General features: G+C 71.2%; 22 protein-coding genes and 1 pseudogene. 10 read left to right on the forward strand and 13 right to left on the reverse strand.

The window, feature by feature from the left end:
- Positions 1-83 precede the first annotated feature (83 nt).
- The 4 genes from ACFCXS_RS11885 to ACFCXS_RS11900 all read right to left on the reverse strand — a co-directional run bounded on the left by ACFCXS_RS11885 (position 84) and on the right by ACFCXS_RS11900 (position 3,652).
- Positions 84-800, reverse strand: coding sequence for a DsbA family oxidoreductase (locus ACFCXS_RS11885; RefSeq protein ID WP_376643113.1), 717 nt, complete (start codon positions 798-800; stop codon positions 84-86).
- Between the two features lie 74 nt (positions 801-874).
- Positions 875-1,369 carry a GNAT family N-acetyltransferase gene (locus ACFCXS_RS11890; protein ID WP_376643114.1) on the reverse strand — a complete coding sequence of 165 codons (495 nt, stop codon included), beginning with the start codon at positions 1,367-1,369 and terminating at the stop codon, positions 875-877.
- A gap of 45 nt (positions 1,370-1,414) precedes the next feature.
- Entirely contained in the window at positions 1,415-2,023 is a 609-nt protein-coding gene (locus ACFCXS_RS11895) for a DUF1349 domain-containing protein (RefSeq protein ID WP_376643115.1), read from the reverse strand.
- Positions 2,024-2,122: 99 nt separating this feature from the next.
- On the reverse strand, positions 2,123-3,652 hold the full coding sequence (locus ACFCXS_RS11900) for an aldehyde dehydrogenase (NADP(+)) (protein ID WP_376643116.1): 1,530 nt from the start codon (positions 3,650-3,652) through the stop codon (positions 2,123-2,125).
- Between the two features lie 132 nt (positions 3,653-3,784).
- On the opposite strand from ACFCXS_RS11900, the gene ACFCXS_RS11905 reads away from it, so the two are divergent.
- The 6 genes from ACFCXS_RS11905 to ACFCXS_RS11930 all read left to right on the forward strand — a co-directional run bounded on the left by ACFCXS_RS11905 (position 3,785) and on the right by ACFCXS_RS11930 (position 8,896).
- Positions 3,785-4,558 (forward strand): IclR family transcriptional regulator, encoded by a 774-nt coding sequence (locus tag ACFCXS_RS11905; RefSeq protein ID WP_376643117.1) that lies wholly within the window; start codon positions 3,785-3,787, stop codon positions 4,556-4,558.
- A gap of 3 nt (positions 4,559-4,561) precedes the next feature.
- Positions 4,562-5,035 (forward strand): GNAT family N-acetyltransferase, encoded by a 474-nt coding sequence (locus tag ACFCXS_RS11910; protein WP_376643118.1) that lies wholly within the window; start codon positions 4,562-4,564, stop codon positions 5,033-5,035.
- An 88-nt stretch (positions 5,036-5,123) separates the two neighbouring features.
- On the forward strand, positions 5,124-5,438 hold the full coding sequence (locus tag ACFCXS_RS11915) for a hypothetical protein (RefSeq protein ID WP_376643119.1): 315 nt from the start codon (positions 5,124-5,126) through the stop codon (positions 5,436-5,438).
- Positions 5,435-6,703, forward strand: coding sequence for a sensor histidine kinase (locus tag ACFCXS_RS11920; RefSeq protein ID WP_376643120.1), 1,269 nt, complete (start codon positions 5,435-5,437; stop codon positions 6,701-6,703). The genes ACFCXS_RS11915 and ACFCXS_RS11920 overlap by 4 nt, the downstream gene beginning before the upstream one ends.
- The gene (locus ACFCXS_RS11925) at positions 6,700-7,362 is read left to right on the forward strand and encodes a response regulator (protein WP_376643121.1); all 663 of its coding nucleotides are present in this window, start codon (positions 6,700-6,702) and stop codon (positions 7,360-7,362) included. The genes ACFCXS_RS11920 and ACFCXS_RS11925 overlap by 4 nt, the downstream gene beginning before the upstream one ends.
- Before the next feature lie 76 nt (positions 7,363-7,438).
- Positions 7,439-8,896, forward strand: a complete 1,458-nt coding sequence (locus ACFCXS_RS11930) for a peptidoglycan D,D-transpeptidase FtsI family protein (RefSeq protein WP_376643122.1) — start codon at positions 7,439-7,441, stop codon at positions 8,894-8,896.
- A 108-nt stretch (positions 8,897-9,004) separates the two neighbouring features.
- Here ACFCXS_RS11930 and ACFCXS_RS11935 read toward each other — a convergent pair whose 3' ends face one another.
- Positions 9,005-10,462, reverse strand: a complete 1,458-nt coding sequence (locus ACFCXS_RS11935) for an NCS2 family permease (RefSeq protein WP_376643123.1) — start codon at positions 10,460-10,462, stop codon at positions 9,005-9,007.
- A 270-nt stretch (positions 10,463-10,732) separates the two neighbouring features.
- Here ACFCXS_RS11935 and ACFCXS_RS11940 point away from each other — a divergent pair, with 270 nt between their 5' ends.
- The 3 genes from ACFCXS_RS11940 (at position 10,733) to ACFCXS_RS11950 (ending at position 13,103) form a co-directional block, all read left to right on the forward strand.
- Entirely contained in the window at positions 10,733-11,332 is a 600-nt protein-coding gene (locus ACFCXS_RS11940) for a SigE family RNA polymerase sigma factor (RefSeq protein WP_376643124.1), read from the forward strand.
- Positions 11,329-12,186, forward strand: a complete 858-nt coding sequence (locus ACFCXS_RS11945) for a hypothetical protein (protein ID WP_376643125.1) — start codon at positions 11,329-11,331, stop codon at positions 12,184-12,186. Before ACFCXS_RS11940 ends, ACFCXS_RS11945 begins: the two co-directional genes overlap by 4 nt.
- A gap of 83 nt (positions 12,187-12,269) precedes the next feature.
- Positions 12,270-13,103, forward strand: coding sequence for a pectate lyase (locus ACFCXS_RS11950; protein ID WP_376643126.1), 834 nt, complete (start codon positions 12,270-12,272; stop codon positions 13,101-13,103).
- 220 nt (positions 13,104-13,323) lie between these two features.
- Here ACFCXS_RS11950 and ACFCXS_RS11955 read toward each other — a convergent pair.
- Positions 13,324-14,475: pseudogene (locus ACFCXS_RS11955) on the reverse strand (right-handed parallel beta-helix repeat-containing protein); the annotation flags it as partial.
- A 256-nt stretch (positions 14,476-14,731) separates the two neighbouring features.
- On the opposite strand from ACFCXS_RS11955, the gene ACFCXS_RS11960 reads away from it, so the two are divergent.
- On the forward strand, positions 14,732-16,948 hold the full coding sequence (locus ACFCXS_RS11960) for a family 43 glycosylhydrolase (protein ID WP_376643127.1): 2,217 nt from the start codon (positions 14,732-14,734) through the stop codon (positions 16,946-16,948).
- Positions 16,949-16,955: 7 nt separating this feature from the next.
- Here the strand turns inward: ACFCXS_RS11960 and ACFCXS_RS11965 are convergent, their stop codons facing one another.
- From ACFCXS_RS11965 to ACFCXS_RS11995, 7 genes are all read right to left on the reverse strand, one after another.
- A complete protein-coding gene (locus tag ACFCXS_RS11965) occupies positions 16,956-18,068 on the reverse strand; it encodes a chondroitinase-B domain-containing protein (protein ID WP_376643128.1) in 1,113 nt (370 codons plus the stop codon).
- Between the two features lie 38 nt (positions 18,069-18,106).
- The gene (locus ACFCXS_RS11970) at positions 18,107-19,264 is read right to left on the reverse strand and encodes a dienelactone hydrolase family protein (protein ID WP_376643129.1); all 1,158 of its coding nucleotides are present in this window, start codon (positions 19,262-19,264) and stop codon (positions 18,107-18,109) included.
- Positions 19,251-20,516, reverse strand: coding sequence for a polysaccharide lyase family 1 protein (locus ACFCXS_RS11975; protein ID WP_376643130.1), 1,266 nt, complete (start codon positions 20,514-20,516; stop codon positions 19,251-19,253). The genes ACFCXS_RS11970 and ACFCXS_RS11975 overlap by 14 nt, the downstream gene beginning before the upstream one ends.
- Entirely contained in the window at positions 20,509-21,537 is a 1,029-nt protein-coding gene (locus ACFCXS_RS11980; protein ID WP_376643131.1) for a pectinesterase family protein, read from the reverse strand. The genes ACFCXS_RS11975 and ACFCXS_RS11980 overlap by 8 nt, the downstream gene beginning before the upstream one ends.
- Positions 21,537-22,664, reverse strand: a complete 1,128-nt coding sequence (locus tag ACFCXS_RS11985) for a pectinesterase family protein (protein WP_376643132.1) — start codon at positions 22,662-22,664, stop codon at positions 21,537-21,539. The genes ACFCXS_RS11980 and ACFCXS_RS11985 overlap by 1 nt, the downstream gene beginning before the upstream one ends.
- A 107-nt stretch (positions 22,665-22,771) precedes the next feature.
- The gene (locus ACFCXS_RS11990) at positions 22,772-24,091 is read right to left on the reverse strand and encodes a polysaccharide lyase family 1 protein (protein WP_376643133.1); all 1,320 of its coding nucleotides are present in this window, start codon (positions 24,089-24,091) and stop codon (positions 22,772-22,774) included.
- Positions 24,092-24,123: 32 nt separating this feature from the next.
- The gene (locus tag ACFCXS_RS11995; RefSeq protein ID WP_376643134.1) at positions 24,124-24,921 is read right to left on the reverse strand and encodes a rhamnogalacturonan acetylesterase; all 798 of its coding nucleotides are present in this window, start codon (positions 24,919-24,921) and stop codon (positions 24,124-24,126) included.
- Positions 24,922-25,050 lie beyond the last annotated feature (129 nt).

Consider the following 25,050-nt stretch of genomic DNA (forward strand, 5'->3'; position numbering starts at 1 on the left):
GTCCCCGGGATCTCCCCGTCCATTGCCGATTTCTGCGCAATGCCGCTAAGAAGCGCTTATGGGTGCGCTCCGACCTGCGCGTTTCAGTGCTGGGGCACGGCACAGCCGTCCGGGCCGCAGGCGTCCGCGTCCTCGCCGCCGTCGACGATCTTCAGGGGCGAGTGCTCGCCGTACGCCTGGGTCAGGGCCCGGGCGAAGACCTCGGCGGGCTGGGCGCCGGAGACGCCGTACTTCCGGTCGAGGACGAAGAAGGGCACGCCGTTCGCCCCGAGCTGCGCGGCCTCGCGCTCGTCGGCGCGGACCTCGTCGGCGTACGCGTCCGGGTCGGCGAGCACCGCGCGCACGGCCTCGGCGTCCAGCCCCGCGGCCGCGGCCAGCTCCACCAGCCGCTCGTCGTCGTTGAAGACGGAGCGCTCCTCGGCGAAGTTGGCCCGGTAGAGCAGGTCGAGCAGCCGCTCCTGACGGCCCTGCTCCTTGGCGAGGTGCAGCACGCGGTGCATGTCGAAGGTGCTGCCGTGGTCGCGGCCGCGGGTGCGGTAGTCGAGGCCTTCGGCGGCGGCCTGGGCCCCGAGGTTGTCCTCGCCGGCCTCGGCCTGCGCGGCGCTCATCCCGTACTTCTTGGTGAGCATCGTGATCACGGGCTGGATGTCGGCCTTGGCGCGGCCCGGGTCCAGCTCGAAGGAGCGGTGCACCACCTCGACGTCGTCGCGGTGCGGGAAGTCCCGCAGCGCCTTGTCGAAGCGGGCCTTGCCCACGTAGCACCAGGGGCAGGCGATGTCGCTCCAGATCTCGACGCGCATGTCTCGGCTCTCTCCAGGTCGTACGGGTACGGAGACTCCCTCCGCCGGATGGATGAACGTTCAAGCAGCGGGGTTCATTCCCCGGGCAGGGCGAGCCGCATCCGCAGGTGGTGAGCGCCCGGCTCGACCGGTTCCGGGATCCACGCCTGCCGCCGGTAGAACCCCTGGGCCCGCGCGTTGCCGACGTGCACGTCGAGCACGGCCGTACGCCTGCCGTCGGCCCGCCACTCCTCCACGCAGGCCGCGTGCAGCGCGCTGCCGACTCCATGGCGCCAGCGGTCGGGGTCGACGTGGAACTGGAAGAGCTTCACGGTGTCCGCCGGGGCGTCCTCGGGGGTGCGGAAGGAGGCCAGGCCGACGATGCGGCCCGCCTCCACCACGCACAGCACCCGGCCGTCCGGCCGGGTGAGGGCGCTGCGCCAGGAGGCGGACCAGTCGGTGCCGTCCTGGGGCAGCCCGTCGGGGTAGTACGTGGCCCGGGCCCGGGCGTGCAGCGCGACGACGTCCGCCAGCTCGGCGGGCAGGACGGTGCGGATCACACGGCCGTGGGCCACTCGCTCGTCGATCATGCACCGGAGGACGAGACCGGCCGGGCCGCGGTTCCCGGCCCGGCCTCAGCTGCCGTCGCGCAGATCGTCCGGCCAGGACGGCCTGAACTCGATGTGGTCGTACGTCACCACACAGCCCTCCCCCATCGGGGACTGGGCCATGAAGCCGACCAGTGCCGCGTCCGTCTCCTTCTCGTCGCCGAGGGTGAACAGCCGGACGAAGGTCCAGCGTTCGCCGTCACGGGAGGCGTGGAAGGCGAAGGCGCGGCCGGTCCGGCTCACCCGGAGCCAGACCGAGCTGCCGTCCACGGCGAAGGAGTTGGCGTCGTCGGAGTGCCCCCTGGTGACCACCGTGCAGACGGTGGGCACGTCCGGGGAGTACTCCAGGCAGAGCTTGGCCCAGGCCCGCTCCCCCACGTGGACGTAGAGCACCCCGGCGTCGAAGGCCGCGCCGAAGCCGACGGTGACCTTGGCGATCAGCTGGAAATCGCCCTCCGGCGCCCCCAGCAGCCGGGGCGCGTCGGAGGCGGGGTCCAGCCCTTCACCGGTGGGCGGCACGAACCGGTCCTGCCGCGCCCCGGCCCACCCGGTGAGCACGCCGTCCTCATAGGACCAGTGGCCGTCGGGCCCATATGTGCGCAGGCCGAAGGGAAGTTCGGAAAATTCCAGATCCATTCAACCGAGTCTTTCAGCTCCGGCCTTCAGGGGCGCGGGGAACTGCGCGATCAACCACAACGGACCGCGAGCCGACAGTCCACCGCACCCCTACGGCGATCAGCGCTCCAGACGCCCGTTGAACCTACGGGGCAGTCCCAGCGGGTTCTCGTCCCGCAGCTCCGCGGGAAGCAGCGCAGACGGCGCGTTCTGATAGGCGACCGGCCGCATCCACCGCTCGATCGCCGTACCGCCCACCGACGTGGACGTGGACGTCGTCGCCGGGTACGGCCCACCGTGATGCTGAGCCGCCGCGACGGCGACACCCGTCGGCCAGCCGTTGACCAGCACACGCCCGGCCAGCGGCGTCAGTTCCGCGAGGATCTCCGCGCCGCGGCCCTGGCCCGCCGCCTCCTCCTCGGACAGCTGCACCGTCGCCGTCAGGTTCCCCGGCAGCCGCGACAGCACCGCCTTCACCTCGGCCTCGTCCTCGTAGCGGGCCACCACGGTGACCGGCCCGAAGCACTCCTCCAGGAGCAGGTCGTGCTCGCCCTCCGCGGCCAGCCGGCTCGCCGGCACGGTGAGGAAGCCCGCGCTGACGGTGTGCTCGCCGCCGGCGCCGGGGGTGACCGGGGAGTCGACGTCGGGCAGTTCGGCCCGCTCGGCTACGCCGGCCACGAAGTTGTCGCGCATGCGGTGGTCGAGCAGGACCCCGGCGTCGGTGTCGCTGACGGCGTCCGTCAGGGACTTCAGCAGGGCGTCGCCCGCGGCCCCGGCAGGCGCCAGGACGAGACCCGGCTTCACACAGAACTGGCCGACGCCCAGCGTCATCGAACCGGCGAGCCCGGCACCGATCGCCTCGGCCCGCTCGGCGGCCGCGGCCTCGGTGACGACGACCGGGTTCAGGGAGCCCAGCTCACCGTGGAAGGGGATCGGCACGGGGCGGGCCGCCGCGGCGTCGAAGAGCGCGCGGCCACCGCGCACGGAGCCGGTGAAGCCGGCCGCCGCGACCAGCGGGTGCCTGATCAGCTCGACGCCCGCCTCGAAGCCGTGGACCAGGCCCACGACGCCCTCGGGGATGTCGTGCCGGGCCGCGGCGCGGCGCAGCACCTTGGCGACGTACTCGGACAGGGCCGGGTGGTCCGGGTGGGACTTGACGACGACCGGGCAGCCGGCCGCGAGGGCGCTCGCGGTGTCGCCGCCCGCGACCGAGAAGGCGAAGGGGAAGTTCGAAGCCGAGTAGACGGCGACGACGCCCAGCGGCACCTTGTAGCGGCGCAGGTCCGGGATGGGCGGGGTCGCGGTGTCGTCGGGGTGGTTGATGACGACGTCGAGGAAGGCGCCCTCGTCGACGATGTCGGCGAAGGCCCGCAGCTGGTAGCAGGTGCGGGCGAGTTCGCCGGTCAGCCGGACCGGGCCGAGCGCGGTCTCGGCGTCGGCGGTCTCGACGAGACCGTCCTTGGCCGCCTGCAGCTCGTCGGCGGCGGTGCGCAGGAAAGCCGCGCGGACCGTGCGGTCGGCGAGGGCTGCGCGGGCCTCGTGCGCGGCGCGGACGGCGGCGTCCACCTCCTGGGCTGTGGCCTCCACCGCAACCTGTTCACGCTGCTTCCCGGTTCGGGGGTCGACACTCCAGACTGGTGCTGCTGCCACCGCGGGTCCCTCCACACATGTAATGCCGCAGTACTGGGTCACCCACCAGGGACGTTCGATATACTGAACGCTGTCTCTGATGATGAATATGCTGTGGAGACTATTTCCCGGCCAACGAAGGGGTCAAGGGCGATGTCGGCTGGCGAGACGGGCGGCGGGGCGCAGGTCAAGTCCGCGGTACGAACGGTTGAACTGCTCGAATACTTCGCCGGACGCCCCGGCATGCACTCCCTCGCGGCGGTCCAGGAGGCCGTCGGGTATCCCAAGTCCAGCCTCTACATGCTGCTGCGCACCCTGGTCGAGCTGGGCTGGGTGGAGACGGACGCGACGGGCACGCGGTACGGCATCGGGGTGCGGGCCCTGCTGGTGGGCACCTCCTACATCGACGGTGACGAGGTCGTCGCGGCGGCCCGCCCGACGCTGGACCGGCTCTCGGACGACACGACCGAGACGATCCACCTCGCCCGTCTCGACGGCACGAACGTCGTCTATCTGGCCACCCGCCAGTCACAGCACTACCTGCGTCCCTTCACCCGGGTCGGCCGCCGGCTGCCCGCGCACTCCACGTCCCTCGGCAAGGCGCTGCTGAGCACGTACGCGGACGAGCAGGTCCGCAAGATGCTCCCGGAGACGCTGCCCGCGCTGACCGAGCACACGATCACCGACCGGGAGAAGCTCATCGAGGAGTTGCGCCAGGTGCGGGAGCAGGGCTTCGCGGTGGACCGCGAGGAGAACACGCTGGGGCTGCGCTGCTTCGGCGTGGCGATCCCGTACCGCACCCCGGCGCGGGACGCGATCAGCTGCTCGGTACCGGTGGCTCGGCTGACCCCGGCGCACGAACAGCTGGTCAAGGACGCGCTCTTCGACGCCCGGGACCGGCTGACACTGGCCACCCGTAGGCTCTGAGGCATGAATGTCGAGCTGCGCGCGGTCCACGACAGCGATCTGCCGGTCTTCTTCCGGCAGATGAACGACCCCGAGTCGCTGACCATGGCGGCCTTCACCCCGGAGGATCCGGCCGACCGGGCCGCCTTCGACACCCGCTGGTCCCGCATGCGCTCCTCGCCCGACGTCGTCGTCCGGACGGTCCTGGCCGACGGGGACGTGGTCGGCAGCGCGGGGGTGTACGGGGTGCCGGGTGAGCGCGAGGTGACGTACTGGGTCGACCGCGCGTACTGGGGCAAGGGCATCGCCACGCAGGCTCTGCGGGCGCTGCTCGCCGAGGTGCCCGAGCGCCCGCTGTACGCGCGGGCGGCGTCGGACAACGCGGGATCGCTGCGCGTGCTGGAGAAGTGCGGGTTCCGGGTGACGGCGGCGGCCCGCGGGTACGCCCCGGCCCGGGGTGCCGAGATCGACGAGACGGTGCTCGTCCTGGAGGGCTGAGGCGCTCAGGCCCTCTCCTCCGCCCGGCGGAGGCGGATCGTCGCCGGGCAGGATGCGCCCGCGGCCTCTCCCGCGGGAGCCTGCTCGCATGGCGCAGTCACCCGTTCCCCGTGCCGCTCCCGGCTCCGGCCGCACCCGGCGGATCCTCCGTGCCGTCGCCGTCGTCTCCTGTGTGCCGTACCTCGCTCTCAAGGCCGCCCGGGCCGGCTCCGGTGGCGTGGCGTGCTGGGGCGGGTGGCTGTCGCCGGCCTCCGTCGCGGGCCCGGCGGACCTCGCCGACCGCCCCACGCAGCTGAGGCACCGCGCCTACGCTGGCCGGATGCTCGTCGGTCTGCTCGTCGCCGCCATCGGCGTCCACCGCTTCGCGGAGCGCTCGGCCGGGGCCGCGCGGCGTTCGGCGTGAGCGGTGTCGCCCGGCTGCTGTTCGGCCGGCGGGCGCGGCTGCGCTGGATCCATCTGGTCCTCGGCGGCGCGCTGGCCGTGCCGTACGTCCTGGTCGGCTCGGTGGTCATCGGCCCGGCCACCGGCTTCGCGGACGTCTTCGGCTCCCTCCCCCTCCAACTCGCCTCGTTCGCCGTGGGCCTGCCGCTCGCGGCCGTCACCTCGCTGTTCCCGCTGACCCGGCCGCTGGAGTCGGCCGCGGTGCGCTGGCTGGGCGGTGTGGACGCGGACCGGCTCGCCCCGGGGCCCGCGCGCACGCGGGGCGAGAAGGGCCGTACGGCTGCCTGGTTCACGCTGCATCTCGGGTTCGGCGGGATCATCGCGGGGATGTCGCTGGCGCTGCCGCCGTTCGCCGTCACGCTGATCGTGCTGCCGGTCCTCGCCGCGGTGCGCGGCGACCGGCTCGGGCTGCCCGAAGTCCTCGACCACGCCTGGGCGCTGACGCTCGCCCCGGTCGCGGGCACGGTGTCGCTGGTCGCCCTCGCCGGCTGCGCGGCGGGCTGCGGAGCGCTGCTGGCCCGCTGGGCGCCCCTGCTGCTCGGCCCCACTCCCCGGGAGCGGCTCGCCGCCGCCGAGGCACGGGCGGCCGACCTCGCGGTGCGCAACCGGCTGGCGCGCGAACTGCACGACTCCGTCGGCCATGCCCTGAGCGCGGTCACCCTGCAGGCCGGTGCCGCCCGCCGGGTCCTGGACTCCGACCCGGAGTTCGCCCGGGAGGCCCTCGCCGCGATCGAGGACACGACCCGGCGCACCGTCGGTGAACTCGACGCCGTGCTGGGCGTGTTGCGTGAGGGCGACGCCCCCGGCACGGCGCCGGCGCCGACCCTCGCCGCCGACCTCGACGGGCTGCTGCGGCGCACCCGGGCGGGCGGACGGCGGGTCAGCGCCGCCGTGGACGCCGACCCGGAGGCGCTTCCCCCGCTGCTGTCCCGGGAGGCCTACCGCATCGTGCAGGAGGGGCTGAGCAACGCCCTCAAGCACGCCGGTGAGCGCGCCCCTGTGGAGGTGCGGATCGCGGTGGCGGGCGGGGACCTGGAGATCACCGTGGAGAATCCGGTGACCGGCCCGGCCCCCTCCCGCGCGGGCGGTGGCCACGGGCTGCGCGGCATCGCCGACCGGGCCAGGCTGCTCGGCGGAACCGCGACGGCGGGACCGACCCCGGCACAGACCTGGCGGCTGCACGCACGCCTGCCGATGACGCCCACGCCGACGAGAGGACCCGCATGACCCGCCCGGCCCCGATCCGTGTCGTCCTCGCCGACGACGAGCGCATGGTGCGCACCGCGCTGCGCGCCATCCTCTCCGCCGAGCCGGACCTGGACGTGGTGGGCGAGGCCGCCACCGGCGCGGAGGCGGTGTCGGTCGTTCGGGAGCTGCGGCCGGACGTCGTCCTCATGGACGTGCGGATGCCGCAGACCGACGGGATCCGCGCCACCGAGCAGATCCTCGCCACGCTGGACGACCCGCCCCGGATCGTCGTGGTGACGACCTTCGAGAACGACTCCTACGTGTACGACGCGCTGCGCGCCGGAGCCGCCGGGTTCCTGCTGAAACGGGCGGACGCCGACGCGCTGGTGCAGGCGGTCCGGCTGGTGGCGCGCAGCGACAGCCTGCTGTTCCCCGCGGCCGTACGCAGCCTCGTGACCGAGCACGCCCGTGCTCATCCGGCCCCGCCCGAGTGGGTGGCGAAGCTCACGGGACGCGAGGGGGAGGTGCTGCGGCACATGGCGCGAGGGCTGACCAACGCGGAGATCGCCGGCCTGATGGAGGTCGGCCCGGCCACGGTGAAGTCCCACGTCGCGGCGGTCCTGGCCAAGACCGGCACCCGCGACCGCACCCAGGCGGTGATCGCCGCGTACGAGGCCGGCTTTCTGAACGGCGGATGAGAAAACCGTCCCTCCGGATGAGAAACCAGGACGGACGGGAACGTTCCGCCCGGCGCGGCTCGTCCTCCTGTTCGGAATGAACAAGACGATCAGGCGCGCTTCGGTCTTCTCGCTGCTCCTGGTGTTGGCTCTGCTGGTCAGGGCGACCTGGGTGCAGTTCTACGAGGGCCAGGCGCTGGCAGACGACAAGGACAACCGGCGGAACGCGATCGAGACGTACTCGGCGCCGCTCGGGAACATCATCGTGGGCGGCCGGTCGGTCACCGGCTCGACGCCGACCAAGACGGGCGACCTGAAGTACAAGCGCACGTACACGGACGGCCCGCTGTACGCGGCGGTGACGGGTTACGCGTCGCAGGCGTACGCCCCGACTCAGCTGGAGGGCATCTACACCGACCTGCTCAACGGCACGGACAGCCGGCTCAAGTCCGTGATGGACACACTCACCAACCAGCGCGCCGAACCGGGCAACGTGGTCACGACCATCGACCCGGACGTGCAGAAGGCCGCCTACGACGCGCTCGGCGACAAGAAGGGCGGCGCCGTCGCCATCGACCCGAAGACCGGGAAGATCCTCGCGGTGGTGTCGACGCCGTCGTACGACCCCTCCTCGCTGACCGACGCCGAGACCGCGGGCACGGCCTGGAAGAAGCTCACGACGGACCCGGAGAAGCCGCTGGTCAACCGTGCGCTGCGGCAGCCCCTGCCGCCCGGCTCGACGTTCAAGCTGGTGGTGGCGGCGGCCGCGCTGGAGGACGGGCTGTACTCGTCGGTGGACGAGAAGACGGACAGCCCGGACCCGTACACGCTGCCGGGCACCAGCCGGGACCTGACCAACGAGAACCCGAACGCGCCCTGCACGAACGCGACCATCCGGACGGCGCTGGAGTACTCCTGCAACAACGTCTTCGCCAAGATGGCGGTGAAGCTCGGCCAGGACAAGGTGAAGGCGATGGCCGACAAGTTCGGCTTCGACGACGACAAGCTGGACGTGCCGGTCAGGGCCTACACGAGCGTGTACCCGTCGGACATGTACCCGTCGCAGACGGCCCTGACGGGCATCGGCCAGTTCGACGTCACGGCCACCCCACTGCAGATGGCCATGGTGTCGGCGGCCATTGCCAACGGCGGCAAACTGGTGTCGCCGCACATGGTCTCGCAGATCACCGACAGCGGTGGCGATGTGCTGCAGGACTACGACGACGACTCCGGCACGAAGGAGATCGTCAGCTCCTCGACCGCCGAGCAGTTGCGGTCGGCGATGCAGACGGTCGTGAACAAGGGCACGGGCACGAACGCCCGGGTCCCGGGCGCGACCGTCGGCGGCAAGACGGGTACGGCCCAGCACGGCGAGAACAACAGCCAGGTGCCGTACGCCTGGTTCACCTCGTACGGCAAGTCCGGCTCCTCGGGCAAGGAGGTCGCCGTGGCGGTCGTCGTGGAGCAGTCGAACGCGGCCCGCTCGGAGGTCAGCGGCAACGGGCTCGCGGCGCCGGTCGCCAAGGCGATGATGCAGGCGGCGCTGAAGGACTGAGCCTTCGCCACTGAACCTCCGCCGCCGACAATCCGTCTCTACGGACGAGACGGGCCGCCCCCTTCCCCCCCGGGGGCGGCCCGTCCTCATGTCATCGCGGGCCCGGTGTCACTTCGCGCCCAGGAGCTGTTCGATCGGGTCGATGGCGAAGTACACGAGGAACAGCGCCGAGGTCCCCCACAGCAGCCAGTGCACCTCCCTGGCCTTGCCGAGCACGGTCTTGATGACGACGTAGGCGAGGAAACCGGCGCCGATGCCGTTGGTGATGGAGTAGGTGAACGGCATCACCGCGATGGTGAGGAACGCCGGGATGGCGATGTCGTAGCGGTCCCAGTCGATGTGCTTGACCTGGGTCATCATCAGGAAGCCGACGGCGACCAGGGCCGGGGCGGCCGCCTGCAGCGGGACGATGGTGAGCAGCGGGGTGAGGAACAGCGCGAGAGCGAACAGGCCGCCGGTGACGAGGTTGGAGAAGCCGGTGCGCGAGCCCTCGCCGACACCGGCCGCGGACTCGATGTAGGAGGTCGCCGAGGAGGCGGAGGCCGCGCCGCCCGCGACCGCGGCGGCACCGTCGATGAGCAGCACCCGGCCGAGGTTGGGGACCTTGCCCTCCTCGTCGAGCAGTCCGGCCTCGGCGCTGATGCCGACGACCGTGCCCATGGTGTCGAAGAAGTCGGACAGGATCAGTGTGAAGATCAGCAGGACGACGGTGATGACACCGACGCCGGGGGCGCTGAAGGCACCGAGCAGGTCGAAGTGGCCGATGAGCCCGAAGTCGGGGGCGTCGACGAGGTTGTCCGGCCAGGAGGGCGTGGTCAGGCCCCAGGACTTGATGTCGGCGAGGGAGTTGATCACGATCGCCAGCGCGGTCATGGTGACGATGCTGATCAGGATGGCGCCCTTGACCTTGCGGGCGAGCAGCCCGATCGTCAGCAGCACCCCGAGGCAGAAGACCAGCATCGGCCAGCCGGCGAGGGTGCCGGTGCCGCCCAGCTGAACGGGCACGGTGGTGTTGGCGGCGTCGGGGATACGGCTGACGAACCCGGCGTCGACGAAGCCGATGAAGGCGATGAACAGGCCGATGCCGACGCTGATCGCCTGCTTGAGCGGCTGGGGTATCGCGTGCATGACGGCCTCGCGCAGGCCGGTCACCACCAGCACGCAGATCAGCAGGCCTTCGAGGACGATCAAGCCCATCGCGTCGTCCCAGCTCATCAGCGGGGCGATCTGGAAGGCGACCACGGCGTTCAGTCCGAGTCCGGCGGCGAGCGCGAGGGGCAGGTTGCCGCCCACGCCCATGACGATCGTCATCACCGCGGCCACCAGGGCGGTGGCGGTGGTGAGTTGCACGGCGTCCAGCTGGTGCCCGAACTTGTCCTTCGCGCTGCCCAGGATGATGGGATTCAGGACAAGGATGTAGGCCATGGTGAAGAAGGTGGCGAAGCCGCCGCGGATCTCCCGGCCGAAGGTGGAGCCCCGTTCGGAGATCTTGAAGAACCGGTCGACGCTGTTCGCCGCTGGTGGCGCGGCGTCGGACCGGTCGGCCACCTTCTGCGATTCGGACATGGCGCGTACTCCTTGATGCCTGGGTGATCGGTGTGCGGATGCTGGCTGGATTGTCGTCGCGTTGAACCACGTTCAGGTTTTCTTCGTGTTACGAAATCGAAGTCCGGCCCGCCATACGTCGTTCGAAGCCCCGTACGAACTGTTCGACGATCGCTGCTACGCTTCCCGATCTCGTCCGGGCCTCCCCCGGATGATCACATGTCATCTACATGACACCCACAGGGTGCCCCGTCCGGGAGTGCCCGTAGCCGCCGGGAGGAGAGGTCACCCGTGGGCACGGTCGTCGACGACGCCGCCTCCGTGGAGTTCCACGCCTTCTTCGAGCGTCACTACGCCGAACTGTCCCGCCTCGCCCACCTGCTGACCGGCGAGTCGGACACCGCCGACGACCTGGCGGCGGACGCGTTGCTGGCGCTGTGGCACCGCTGGGACCGGGTGCGCGCGGCCGACCATCCGGCGGCGTACGCGCGCGGTGTGGTCGCCAACCTGGCCCGTACCCGGATCCGCAGCGCGGTGCGCGAGCGGCGGCGCATCGCCCTGTTCTGGTCGCAGCGCGAGGAGAACACCGAGAACCCGGACGTCGCGGGCGTGGTCGACGTGCAGGAGGCGTTGCGCCGGCTGCCGTTCCGCAAGCGGGCCTGTGTGGTGCTGCGGCACGCGTTCGACCTGTCGGAGAAGGACACCGCCCTGGCGCTCGGTGTGTCGGTGGGTACGGTGAAGAGCCAGACCTCGAAGGGAATGGCCGAACTCCAGCGGTTGCTGGGGACGCAGGGCGTGCCGCAGCGGATGCACGCGACGCTGGGCGTTCCCCGCTGCTCGCCGGCTGTGGAGGGTGTGCGCACCGGTGAGGGCGGAGGGAGGGACCGATGAGTATGCGGCGGGACGTGCACGAGGAGGTGCGCGCCCGGTTGCACGAGGCGGCCGGGGCGCACGAGCCCGACCGGGAGCGCATGCTGGCCCGGGTCGAACGCGGCATGGCCGGTCCTGCCGGCTCCGGCCACCGGACGGCGCGTCCGCCGGTGTTCGGCTGGATGCGGGTGGCGGGGGCGACCGCCGCGGTCGCCGGCGTCCTGGCGGTGGGTGGCTACGCGGTGGCGTCCGGGGTGAAGGAGGAGACCGCTCCGCGGCAGCGGGAAGTGGCGACCTCGCCGACCCCGGCGCCCACGCCGTCCCCCGAGGCGACGAGCCGGGCTCCCGAACCCCCGGTGACGGTGAAGCCCGCACCGAGCCGGTCGCCCGAGCGCCGCGCGTCCGGGCCCTCGCCGTCGGGGACGCCGAGTGCCCCGGCCACCGAGCGTCCGCGCACCGCGGCGGAGGACGGGCCGCTGTGGTCGGACGGCTCGGTCGACCCGCACAGCAACGACTTCTGGGCGCAGAGCGACATCACGCTCAGGACCCGCGAGCAACTGACCGCGCTGACCGTGCGGTTGCGGGTGGCCCAGACCGGCGGGGTCTCCGACGCGGGCGCCTGGCGCTCCCTGCCCGAGGACGACTTCACCCTCTCGGTCGCCGAGCGGGACGGCTTCCTCGTCTACACGTGGACCCTCAAGGAGGGCCGCACGGTCCCGGTGGGCGAGTGGGTGTTCGCCGGCCAGTTCGGCCACGCCCGCGGCGGTCGCGACGCGGGCGGGGACCACTACGCGGTGACGGGCACGGCCGGTGCGCGGCAGCTGTCGGTGGGCGGTGGTTTCGCCGCCGTGGACGACGGCGACGGCGACTCGTGAGAATGCGTGAAGAGGCGGCAACCCTTTCCTCACCGGTGGCGACCACTACGCGCAAGACCACCCCCCATCTGAGGAATCGGTACATGACTGCACCAGCAGAACAGCGCGTCCGCCACCGCCGCGGCGTCACCAAGCGGCGGACGGTGATCGCCGCCTTGTCGGCACTCGGCATCACGGGTGCGGCGATCGTCACCACGTCGATGCTGTCGACGGCGGGCGCGGCGTCCTCCTGGCCCACGGACAAGGGGAAGACCCCCGTGTCCGAGACCATCCCGGTCTCCGGTGTGCGCGACGGCGGGATGAAGATGTTCTACGGCACCGGCGCGCTCGGCCAGGACAACCAGGACGAGGGGCAGGACCCGATCTTCGAGCTGGCCGACGGCGCGACCCTGAAGAACGTCATCATCGGTACCCCGGCGGCGGACGGCGTGCACTGCAAGGGCAGTTGCACGTTGCAGAACGTGTGGTGGACCGACGTCGGCGAGGACGCGGCCAGCTTCAAGGGCAAGTCCTCGTCCGCGGTGTACAAGGTGATCGGCGGCGGCGCGAAGAACGCCGAGGACAAGGTGCTGCAGTTCAACGGCGCCGGCACCTTGAACGTGTCGGGCTTCCAGGTGCGACACGCCGGCAAGCTGGTCCGTTCCTGCGGCAACTGCAAGACGCAGTACAAGCGCACGATCGTGCTCAGCGACATCGACGTGACCGCCCCGATGAACTCCATCGTCGGGGTGAACGCCAACTACGGCGACACGGCGACGCTGTCGAAGATCCGTGTCCACGGCGACAGCAAGAAGAAGATCAAGACCTGTGTGCGCTTCGAGGGCAACAACACCGGCAAGGAGCCCAAGGAGCTGACGCCGCCCGGCCCGGACGGCAAGAGCTGCGTGTTCAAGGCCTCCGACATCAGCTACCAGTAGGTCCTTGCCCCCAGTGACTCCGGTCGGCCCTCGTCCCCCCTTGGGCCGACCGGAACGCCGGGTGTCCGGCCCCCCAGCCGGACGTCCCGGCACCTCGGCCCTCCGGAGCCCCCCTCCGGACGGCCGGACGGTACCGGCCGAGCCCCCCTCGGCCGGTCGGCAGGGCGCCCCCGTCGCTTCGCACCGACGGGGGCGTCGCCGTGTGCAAAGGGCTTTCCTGGTCCATCGTCGAGCCGATGCCCGGGGAGCCGGTCGTCAGGAACGTCGTCGCGGGCAGGGAGCCGTCCGGCCGCCGTGCTGCGCGTGCGCCGGTCGCGTCCGTCGACCTGAAGGGCGGGGTGGTGACGCCGCCGTCCCAGTTGTTGCCGGCGGAGACCGTCTCGGGGCCGAGCTTCGCCGCTCCGCCCCTGTCGCCGACGGCGAGGTTCTCGCCGAGGCGGGCCGTGCCGGTCTCGAAGAGGAAGCCGCTGCCCGCGTCGGCCCAGGCGGTGTTGCGGTGCAGTGCGACGGCGCCGGTGTCGGAGTTCCCGGTGAAGCCGTGCAGCGTGTTGTCCCAGGCCGCGTTGTTGCTGACGAGGTGGGCGGCGGACGCTCCCCCGCCGCCCAGCTCGAAGCCGTTGCCGCTGCCCTCGAAGGCCGTGTCCTTCCACCTGTTCCGGCCGTTGCCGAAGGCCCAGGAGTGCTCGATGGTGACCGGCGAGGAGAACTGCCACAGATCGAGGCCGTCCTCGGAGTTGTCGTACAGACGGGCTCCGGTGATCCGGTTCCCCGTCCCGGAGCCGAACTTGACCGCGATGCCGTCGGCGTTGCGGCCGTGGCCGGCCGGGTCGTAGTTGCCGTGGCTGTCCAGGTTCCGCACGAGGTTGCCGATGGTGCCGTCGCCGCGGAGAGTGAAGCCCGAGTCGCCGTTGCCGGCGGTGACCAGGTTCCTGAAGACCCCGCCCACCGAGGAGGTGACGACCAGACCCTGGGCCGGAGAGTTGACGAAGGCCAGGTCCTCGACGGTCCAGTGGTCGCCGTCGATCGCGGCCAGCCAGGAGCCGGCGGGCAGTTTCGAGCCGTCGATCCGCACCTTCTCACCGTGGTGGGCCCGCAGCGTGATGGGCGCGGCACGGGTGCCGTTCGCCGTGGACGTGAGGGTGGCGGCCGGACGGTAGGTGCCGCCGCGGACCTGGATCACGGTGCCGGCGGTGGCGTTCCGCACGGCGTGCTCGAGCTGGGCCGTGCTCGCGACGGTGACCGTCGTCGAGGTGGCCCGCGCGCCGCCGGTCGACAGCCCGAGGCAGAAGCCGCCGGCCCCCGCGGCACAGGCCACGGCTGCGGCGATGGAGAGCGTGCGGGTCCTGCGATGACGTCCGGCGCTCGGCAGCACGGAGCGTTCCTTTCCTGGGGGCCGGGGACGGAAAAGGGACGGATACGGGACGGAGGGGCCTGCTCCGGCCCGTTTCCGTCCACCAGTCGCCGCTGCCGGGGAAAGGGTTGCCGCCGTCACGTGCGCCGTGTTTCCGGTGTTCCGAAAGTTTCGGAAACGCCGGTCTCACGCACACCCGTTGACGCCCTGGGTCCCTCCGGTGAAACTCCGAGGGCTGTTATCCAACAGAATCCCCCACACTCCGACAGGAAGTGTCATGCGCCCCCGCATCGCCCGCACGCTCCTGCTCCCGTTCCTGGCCCTCACCGGCCTCCTGGTGACCCTCCTCGCCGCGCAGCCCAGCACCGCCGACCCCGGAGCCCCACCTGTGAAGCACAGCACGTACGCCGGCTATCTCTTCGCCTACTTCACCGGTGAGGGCACCGCCGACGGCGAACAGATCCGCTATGCCCTCAGCCGCGGCAACGACCCGCTGCACTGGCGTGAGCTGAACGCCGGGAAGCCGGTGCTGACGTCCACGACCGGCGAGAAGGGCCTGCGCGATCCGTTCGTGATCCGCTCCCCCAAGGGCGACAAGTTCTACCTCATCGCCACCGACCTGCGGATGTACCAGAACTCCAGCGGCAGCTGGGACGACGTCCAGCGGCACGGCAGCAAGTCGATCATGGTCTGGGAGTCCACGGACCTCGTCCACTGGACCGACCAGCGCCTGGTGAAGGTCTCGCCGGACAGCGCGGGCAACACCTGGGCCCCGGAGGCCTACTGGGACGACAAGCTCGGTGAGTACGTCGTCTTCTGGGCGTCGAAGCTGTACGCCGACGACGACCCGGACCACAAGGGCGACACGTACAACAAGATGATGTACGCGACCACGAAGGACTTCCGCAGCTTCAGCAAGCCGAAGGTCTGGAACGACCCGGGCTACTCGGTGATCGACTCCACGGTCGTGAAGTACAAGGACGAGTACTACCGCTACACCAAGGACGAGCGCGACCCCAGCTCCTCCAGCCCCTGCTCGAAGTTCATCACCGGCGAGAAGTCGACCTCGCTGACGTCCACGAAGTACGACCTCGTGGCCGACTGCATCGGCAAGGGCGCCATGGACCGCGGTGAGGGCCCGACGGTGTTCAAGTCGAACACCGAGAACAAGTGGTACCTGTTCATCGACGAGTACGGCGGCCGCGGCTACGTGCCCTTCGAGACCACCGACCTCGCTTCGGGCAAGTGGACGCCGTCCACGAACTACCAGCTCCCGGCGAGCCCCCGGCACGGCACGGTGCTCCCCGTGACACAGCAGGAGTACGACCGGCTGCTGGCCTCCTACCCCTCCACCCCCACCTCGGTCGTGGACGCGACGGCGAAGCACCAGAAGGGCTACGCGATCGTCACGGACAGCGCCTCGAAGGTCGTCCTGCCCATGAAGCCGGACGCCGGTCTGCGCGACCTCGCCCCGAAACTGTGGGTCGGCGAGGGCGCGAAGCTCAGCCCGAAATCCGGTACGCGCCGCGACTTCCGCACACCGCAGAAGTACACGGTCACGGCTGCCGACGGCACCGAACGCACCTGGACGGTCGAGGCGGTGCCCACCCGCAGTCCCGTGCTGCCCGGCCTGAACGCCGACCCCGACGTGCACTACCTGAACGGCCGGTACTGGATCTATCCGACGACGGACGGCTTCCAGGGCTGGAGCGGCACCAGGTTCAAGGCGTACTCGTCGAAGGACCTGGTCAACTGGAAGGACCACGGCGTCATCCTCGACCTCGGTCCCGACGTGAGCTGGGCCGACAAGAACGCCTGGGCACCCGCGATCGCCGAGCGGAACGGCAAGTACTACTTCTACTTCTGCGCCGAGCAGCAGATCGGCGTGGCGGTCGCCGACTCCCCCGCCGGCCCGTTCAAGGACGCCCTCGGCAAGCCGCTGGTGGCCAAGGGCGGTTCGCTCAAGGGCCAGATGATCGACCCGGCGGTCTTCACGGACGACGACGGCCAGGCCTACCTGTACTGGGGCAACGGCCACGGGTACGTCGTGCCGCTGAACGACGACATGGTGTCCTTCGACGCCTCCAAGGTGAAGGACATCACCCCGGACAACTTCCGCGAGGGCTCCTTCGTCATCAAGCGGAAGGGCACGTACTACTTCATGTGGTCGGAGGACGACACCCGCAGCGAGAACTACCACGTGGCGTACGCGACGGGACCGTCCCCGCTCGGCCCGTGGACCAAGCGCGGGACGATCCTTCAGAAGCGGCCCGAGTACGGCATCCTCGCCACCGGCCACCACTCGGTGGTGAACACCCCCGGCACCGACGACTGGTACATGGTCTACCACCGCTTCGCCCTGGGCGGCCCCGGCCTGCCCGGCGGCGACGGCATGCACCGCGAGACCACCGTCGACCGTATGGAGTTCGCGGCGGACGGCACCATCAAGCCGGTGGTGCCGACGCTGGAGGGGATCAAGCCGGTCAGGCGCTGAGGCCGGCTCAGTCCATCGTCGCCCCGATCGTCGTGCTGCCCGTGGTCAGGAAACTGGTCGCGGGCAGCGCGCCGCCCGACTGGCGGGCGTTGTAGGTGGTCGAGGCGTTGGTGGAACGGAAGGCCGGGGTCGCGATCCCGGAGTCCCAGTTGTTGCCGGACGACACCACCGACGAGCCCCTGCTCACCGACCCGCCGCCGTTGCTCACGGCGAGGTTCCTGCCGAGCCTGGCCGAGCCGGTCGCGAAGTAGTAGCCCGACTTGGCGTTGGCGTAGGCGGTGGTCCGGTTGATGACGATGGCGCCCTTGTTGCTGTTCTCGGTGAAGCCGTTGCCGGCGTTGTCCCAGGCCGCCGAGTTGTTGATGACGTGGGCCACCACCTCCCCGTCCCCGCCCAGTTTGTAGCCGTTGCCGTCGCCCGCGAAGGCGGAGTCGCTCCAGCGGTTCTTGCCGTTGCCGAACGCCCAGGTGTGCTCGACGGTGACCGGCGAGGAGAAGGACCAGAAGTCGAGCCCGTCGTCCGAATTGTTGTACAGGCGGGCCCCGGTGATGCGGTTGCCGGAGCCGGAACCGAACTTCACGGCGATTCCGTCGGCGTTCTCGCCGTGCGTGGCCTTGTCGTAATGGCCGTAGGAGTCGAGGTTGCGCACGGTGTTGTTCACGGTGCCGTCGCCGGTGAAGGTGAAGCCGGAGTCGCCGCCGTCGATGGTCTTGATGTTGTTCCAGTTGGTGCCGGTGCAGGACTGGCAGACGACCGCGCTGTCCGGGGAGTTCTGGAAGGTGAGGTTCGAGACGTTCCAGTAGTCGGCGGTGAGCTTGAGGATCCAGCCCCCGGCGGGCAGGTTCGAACCGTCGATCTTGACGGTCTCCGAGCCGTACGCCGTGAGGGTGACCGGCGACGAGGAGGTGCCGTTGGCCGTGGACTGGAGGGTGGCCGTCGGGCGGTAGGTGCCGCCGCGCACCTGGATGACGGTTCCCGGCGCGGCGTTCTTGATCGCGTTGGCCAGGTCGGTGGCGTTGGCGACGACGACGGTGGCTGCCTGGGCCTGGGTGGGGAGTACTGCGAGGCCGGTGCCCAGGGTGAGGGCGGCCAAGGCGGAGAGAGCGCTGTGACGAGACATGGGGGAGCGATTCCTTTCCCGTGCGGGTGGGGGGTGGTTCACAGGACGGAGTCGAGCCAGCGGAAGACCTCGTCCTGAAGGGGGTCGGTGAAGACGTGGCCGAGCTCCGGCCAGGTCTTCAGCCGCAAGCGCTCCTCGGCGTGGCGGGACCGCCAGACGGCGCGCAGCTTGTCGTGGGCGACGCGCACGCCGTCCGCGGGGAACAGCGGGTCGAGCCCGCCGTTGAGGAAGAGCATCGGCCTGGGGGCGGCGATGCTCGCCACGTCGGGGATGTCGAGGTGCCGGGCGAGGCCGGGGTGGAGCATGTGGAACGAGGACTGCCCGCGCAGTGTGTTGTTGCCGGGCACCATCATGTCCTTCAGGCCGGTCATCCAGCAGACGCTCGCGGTGGCCGCGACATGGTCGCTGAGGGCGGCGGTCTGCCAGGCGCGGTAGGCGCCCATGGAGAAGCCGACGGCCGCGACCCGCCGGGCGTCGACCCGGTCGAGCCCCGCCAGGAAGGCGGCGGCCCGCTGGTCCTCCCGGGCCATGAGCCCGGCGAGCGAGGAGCCGAGATTGTAGAAGTTCGAGGCCAGGGCCTGCTGCTGGTCGTAGGCGAGGAGGCCGCGGTCGCCCCAGCCGAGGGCGTCCAGGCACAGCACCACATAGCCGCGCCGGGCCAGTTCGTCCCCGACGAAGCGCCCGCTGAAGTACTTCTCCGCCCACGCCCCGGCGGAGGCGAGACGCGTGTCGTCGTACCAGGGCCGGACGAGCTTCTCCTTGCCGATGTCGAACTTCGCGCCGTGGTCGTGCAGGAGCAGCACGGCGGGGAACGGCCCGGGTCCGTGCGGGGTGAGCAGGGCGCCGCGGACCCGTTCGTAGCGGGTGAGGGAGACGGTGACCAGTTCGCGGGTGTAGTCCCGCGTCCGGGAACGGCCGCCGAACTCCGGTGCGTAGGGCGTCCCGTCCTGCCGCTCGACGAGGAGGTGCTCCTCGACGGTGGCCCGGGCGGCACGCCGCCAGGCGCGGAAGTCGCGGATCGGGGACCGGCCCCAGGCGAGCGGGAAGGTCAGGGCGTCCTTCAGTGCCGGGTGGAAGTCGGGCAGCGGGCCGTCCACGACCGCCGCCTCCGCCCCGCTCACCGCTCCCCCGCCCAGCAGCGCGGTGCCCGCCCCGACCACGAACGTCCGCCGTCCCAGGGCTTCATGGGCGTCCATGGGGCCTCCCGGCTCCGGCGTGCCGCGTCACGTACCGCTCGACCGCCGCCGGGGAGGTCAGGGCACGGTGGTCGTAGACGTCGGCGGGGTTCCAGCCGACGTCGTTCCCGAGCCCCAGAGCGCTCGCCACGGCGTCGAGCCGGGCGGGCCGGCCGTTGAACCAGGAGCCGGTGTCGTGGAACTCCGCGCCCCCGTAGGCGGCGACGGCGAGCGACGGCGCCCCGCCGGGATACCGGAAGACGTTGCGCTCGGAGAAGATCGCCGACTCCACGCCGACGCCCAGGGCGTAGAGCGGCGCCCGGCCCCGGTGGACGTTGTTGACGACGTGCACCTGCCCGAAGCGGACCCGGGGGGCGCGCTGCACGATGTCGCTGAACAGGTTGCGGGCGAAGGTCACCTTGAGATGCCCGCGGTCGCGGTCGCCGCGCCCGTCGCCCGACCCGATGAGGATCGCCTTGTCGTGGTTCTCGAAGCGGCTGCCGGAGACGGTGACGAAGTCGGAGCCGTCCTCGATGTCCAGCAGCCCGTCGTGCCGCTGCACGCGCTCGCCGTGGAATCCGGGGGGCGCCTCGCGGTCGGGGAAGCGGCCGTCGGTGAAGGTGCAGTGGTCGATCCAGATGTTCCTGCCGGTGATCACGGTCATGGCGTCGAAGCGGGCGTTCCAGTTGCCGTGGGCGCCGTCGCCCGGGGACCAGCTGGTGAAGTGGTCGACGGGCGCTTCGAGGTGCAGGTTCCGCACGATGATGTTGCTGCCGGTGTTGACGGTCAGGAACACCCCGAGCAGCCGGGCGTCGCGGCCGGCGCCTTCGAGCGTGGTGTTGCTCGGGACGGTGAGCTGGATCTGCGCCTTCTCCTCGTTCGACCCGGTCTGCCGCAGCTGCCGCTGCCGCTTGCAGTGCTCGAAGCGGGTGTCGGACCAGGTGGAACCGTCCTCGCCGAAGCAGGACATGTATGCGGCGAGGTCGTATCCGGGCGCGTAGTCCTGCTCGCCGAGCAGGGAACCGTCGTCGCTCTCGTGTCCGTTGATGTCGCCGTGGACCCGGATCACCTTGGGCGCGGTCGGGTCTCCGTCGTTCGCGAGGGCCGCCTTGAGCTCGGCGCGTGTGTGCACGGTCCAGGTCCGGCCGCCCGCCCCGCCGGTCGTGCCGGGGCCGGTGGAGGCCCAGCCGGCGGGGGCGCGGTCGGCGGCGCCGGCCGGGGCGGCAGGCCAGAGCAGGCACAGTCCGAGGAGGAGCGCGGCGGCCCTACGCATACGGCCGCCAGTCGCCGAGGTAGGTCTCCCTGGTGTGCGACCGGGCCTGCGCGTGGCTCAGCAGGGGCCGGTTCGCGGGGACCTGCACCGCCGCTCCCGGCCCCGTGTTCCGGTACTCGGCGAACCGCATGCTCTGCCACGGATAGGCGTCCCGCATGTTCGTGTAGGGGGCCGCCGCGTCGATGCCGGGCCCGATCCGGGTCTCCCGCACGACCAGCGACGGCCATGCCGTGGTCTCGTACGACGGCACCCAGGGCCGGGCCAGCTTGTACGCCGCGCCCTCGGCGCCCGAGGTGATCCGGCAGCGCACGGCGAGGATGCCGTGCGGATTGGCCCGGGCCGTGGAGGGGGCGAAGACCATGCCCTTGGGCGTGAAGTCCACGTCCCGCGCCAGCGTGCGGAAGTGGCAGTGCTCGAACACCGCCGTGGCCCGCCCGAAGACGAAGTCCACGTCGCCCTCGATGTGACAGTCGCGGAAGTACTGCCGGTCGAAGGTGTCCAGGGCGCCGGTCTCGACGAAGAGGGTGTCCTGGTGGGCCAGGAGCCGCACGTTCTCGAAGCGGGTCCGGTCGCCGTAGGTGTACGCCGCCACGGCCTGCGTCCCCGTGATCTCGGGGTGGTCGGCGCGCAGCCAGTCGTTGGCCAGGGTGAGATCGCGGACGGTCAGCCCGGGAGCCGCCGAGGTGAAGGTGGCGGAACCGGCGGTGCCGTAGGTGCCCGAACCGTCCGGCCTGGGCGTGCCGGCCGCGTTGTCATGGACGATGACGGTGTCGCGTGCGTCCCTGGTCGCACCCCTGAGGGTCAGTCCGGCCTTGGCGGCCGGGACGCTGACGACCTCGCGGTACGTCCCCGGGTGCACGACGACGGTCCATCCCGGGCCGCTCACGGCGTCGACGGCGGCCTGGACGGAGTCGCCGGGGCGGACGTGCAGGACGCGGTGGCCCGCCGAGGCGAAGGCGGGTGCGGTGCCCGCGGCGGCCAGTCCGGCGGTGAGTCCGGTGAGGAGGGTGCGGCGGCGCATCAGCACGCCTCCTTCCACGGCTCCCAGTCGCCGAGCCAGGCGGCGCGGGTCGCGGACCGGGCCTGCCGCGCGGTGAGCTGGGGCCGGTTGGCGGGGACCGTGACGGCCGCGCCCGGCCCGGTGTTGCGGTACTCGGCGAAGCGCTGGGCCTGCCACGGGTACGTGTCCGACATGTTGGCGTAGGGCGCGACGGCGTCGATGCCCGGGCCGAGCCGGGTGTCCCGCACGGTGAGCATGGGGCGGGCGGTGGTGTCGGAGCTGGGCACCCAGGGCCGGGCCAGCTTGTAGTGGCCGTCGGGTGCCTCGCTGCTGACGCGGCCGCGGGTCACCAGGTAGCCGAGCGGATTGGCACCGGCGGTCGACGGCGCGAACACGAAGCCGTAGGGGGCGCCGGCCAGGTCGGTCCGGGACAGGGTCCGCAAGTGGCACCGGTCGAAGACGGCGGTCGCCCGTCCGAAGACGAAGTCGACGTCGCCCTCGGCGTAGCAGTGGCCGAAGTACTGGCGGGCGAAGGTGCCGAGGGCCGTGGAGTCGGCGTACAGGGTGTCCTGGTGGCCGAGGAAGCGGCAGTGGTGGAAGGCCGAGCGGTCGCCCTGGACCTTGAGGGCGACGGCCTGGGTGCCGCTGATGTCGGGGTGGTCGGCGCGCAGCCAGTCGTTGGCGAAGGTGATCCAGCGGGCGGTGAACCCGTCGGCCTGCACGGTGGTGGTGGCCGAGCCGGTGGTGCCGTGGGTGCCGCCGCCGGGCTTGGGGGTCCCGGCCGCGTTGTCGTACACGATGACGACGTCACGGGGGTCCTCGCTCGCCCCGATCCAGGTCATCTCGGTACGGGTGCGGTCGACGGCCACCGTCTCCCGGTGGACGCCCGGGGCGAGGACGAGCGTCCAGCCGCTGCCGGTGGCGGCTGCGACGGCGGCACGGACGGAGCTGTGGTCGCCGCGGCCACGCGGATCGACGTACAGCGTCCTGGGGCCGAGGCGGGCGGCCGGTGAACCGTACCGGCCGAACGGGCGCTGCCGTCCGGAGGCCCGCGCCGGCACCGGCGCGAGGGCGAGAGCGGGGGCCACCCCGGCACTCGCGACGAGGAATCCCCTGCGGGAGAGGGAGCGGTGGACGTGCGAGGACATGCGGCTGTCCCTTCACTTCACGGTGCGGCTGTGCGGGGGGGATGGTCCGGGGGGCCGGGCCGGGCACACCTCGTGGCGTGCGCCCGGCCCGGCCGGTTCTCGGGGCGTCAGCAGATGCGGCCGGCGCCCGCGCGGTGGTCGACGATGCCGGGGAGGGCCTTCGCAGAATCGACCTTGGTGCGCAGGACCGGCGTCCAGCCGGCGTCCGGCTGGAGGGTCTCCTCGGGGATCTCCGCGTTGTGCACGGCGATCAGGTCGGTCTTCTTGCCGTTGACGTAGTTGTCCGCGGCGGTGACCGGGGCCTCCATCCACTTCTTGAGGATCTTCGCCGGGCTGATCCCCTTCGGCAGCGTGAAGGCGTTGTGCTCGGCGACGAGCCGGGACTCCTTGCCGATGCCGAGGCTGTAGACGTAGTCCGGGCCGGCCACGAAGTGGTTGTTGTACGAGTCGACCTGCCCGAAGCGGACGCGCGGAGCGCGCTCGATGACGTTCCGGAACAGATTGTGGTGGAGCGTCACCTTGAGCTTGCCCCGGTCGCCCACGGCCGTCGACTCGCTGTCGCTGTTGCCGATCATGAGCGTCTTGTCGTGGTCGGCGAAGATGTTCCAGGAGGCGGTGACGTGGTTGGATCCCCGGACGATGTCCAGCTCGCCGTCGTGCTGCTGGTACAGGGCGCCGAAGTAGGCCGGTGCCTCGCTGTCGGGGTGGCTGCCGTCGGTGAAGGTGTTGTGGTCCAGCCAGACGTGGGTGGAGCCGTAGACGACGGTGGTGTCGTACTCGGAGTTCCAGGCGCCCGTGGAGGTGTCGGTCGGGTCCCACTGGGGGAAGCAGTCGAGCGGGCTCTCGAAGGTGAGGTTGCGGACGATGACGTTGTCCACGCCCTTGATCTGGAGGCTGGCGCCCTTGAAGCCCGCGTTCTTCCCGACCCCGATGATGGTGGTGTTGGCGGGCACGTTGGCCTTGATGGTCTGGTCCTGGTTGTCGGCGGAGGCGCGGCGCAGTCCCTCGGGACTGTCGGCCGGCTCTCCGCTCAGGTCCTTGTCCAGCCCCCACGTCTCGGGGGCGTACTTCTTCAGATACGCGTCGAAGTCGTACCCGGGCGCGGCGAAGGCGTCGCACCCTTCGGAGACCGCGTCGACGGCCCCCTTCACCTTGATGATCTTCGGCGCGCTGCCGCCCGCGGCGAGGGCGGCCTTGAACTGGGCCCAGGTGGTCACGGTGTACACGTGCTCGGCGTCGGCGGCGGAACCGCCGGTGGTCCCGGTGCCTTCGGAGGCCCATCCGTCGCCGGCCCCGAGGGTCTGGCGAGCGACGTCCCGGGGCTGGGCCTGCGCGCCGGGGCCGCTCAGGGACAGCACGAGCGCGGTGCAGCCGATGAGCAGGGCCGTTCTCGCTATGACATGATCATGACACTTAGACATGTGCATGGTGCGGCTCTCTTCCTTCGTCGTCGGGGGTGCTACGCCACGGCCTGCGGCCAGGTGATCCAGGACTCCGGGATCCGCTCGTCCAGCCGCCGCACGTCACGCGGCTCGAGCACCCGGGTGCGGAGCAGCTCCCGCGCCACGAGCCGGGCCACCTCGATGGCTCCCGGCGGGTTGAAGTGCGTGTTGTCCTGCTCGGTCGCCGTCCAGTTGAAGTACTTCTTGGTCTCCTCGACCCCGAGCCGCTGCCACAGGGCGAGCGACAGCGCCTGGACGTCGAGCAGCGTCACCTGCTCCTCCTTGGCGAGCGCCCGCATCGCGGCCGGGTAGTCGCGGTGCGTCGGCAGGGCCTTGCCGCCCGTGTCGAACTTGCGCCGCTCGACGGACGTGGCCAGCACGGGCCGCGCCCCACGGGCCCGGGCCCCGTCGATGTACTGCCGCAGGTACTGCTGGTACGTCGACCAGGGCTCGGTGTACCGCGTGGGGTCCTCCGTCTTCTCGTCGTTGTGGCCGAACTGGATGAGCAGGAGGTCGCCCGGCTGGATCTGCCGGAGGATGACGCCGAGACGCCCTTCGTCGACGAAGCTCTTGGAACTCCGCCCGTTCACGGCGTGATTGGACACGGTGAGCCGGGAGGACTGCAGAAAGAAGGGCAGCGCCATTCCCCACCCGGTCTCGGGTGCGGCGTCCTTGTACTTCTGTGCGGCGGTGGAATCACCGGCGATGTAGAGGGTGGGCGTACGACGACCGGTCGCATGAGCGGTCCCGGCCATGGAGAACGCCAACGGCACGACGGCCGCGGCAACAGCAACCTGTCTACGACTGAGAGACACGCGGAGTTCCTTTCGGGCGGGAATGGCCACCCCTCCTCAGGGGTGCGGGGCTGTATCGATCTGCGGCTGCGCCGCGTGGGCGCGACAAGCCGGGGGCGGCCCGCTGCCTGCAATGCGCAGACCGCCCCA

Origin of the sequence: Streptomyces sp. NPDC056373 (assembly GCF_042262425.1) — a bacterium.
GTDB lineage: Bacteria > Actinomycetota > Actinomycetes > Streptomycetales > Streptomycetaceae > Streptomyces.